The following is a 258-nucleotide window of genomic DNA, read 5'->3' as shown; positions in this document are numbered from 1 at the left end:
ACTTTTAGCTTCACTTGATGTAACTTCACCTTTTTGTTGTTAAGCTGCTGATAATTTACCCAACAATGATTGTATTTCTTTTTCAATACTATCACTATCACTTTCAGGTTTTTCATCACCTTCTGGTGCATCGCTAACTGGTGCTTCAGTGTCAATTTTTGGTTCATCAATAACAACATCATCTTTAGGTGTTTCAATAGCTTCCTCTCCACCATCTGTGTCTTTATCAACCTTAGTGTCAACATCTTTATTTAAAGG

The 258-nt window shown here is 34.9% G+C and carries 1 protein-coding gene; it reads right to left on the bottom strand.

Annotated features, from left to right (window positions below):
- Positions 1-39: 39 nt before the first annotated feature.
- Positions 40-258, bottom strand: a 219-nt coding sequence (locus tag Q4528_RS14605) for a hypothetical protein (protein WP_303522376.1), incomplete at its 5' end; no start/stop codon positions are given.

Origin of the sequence: Staphylococcus pasteuri (assembly GCF_030547725.1) — a bacterium.
Lineage (GTDB): Bacteria > Bacillota > Bacilli > Staphylococcales > Staphylococcaceae > Staphylococcus > Staphylococcus pasteuri.
Note: the sequence above shows the minus strand (reverse complement) of the source record. Positions and strands in the feature narration are given on the sequence as shown.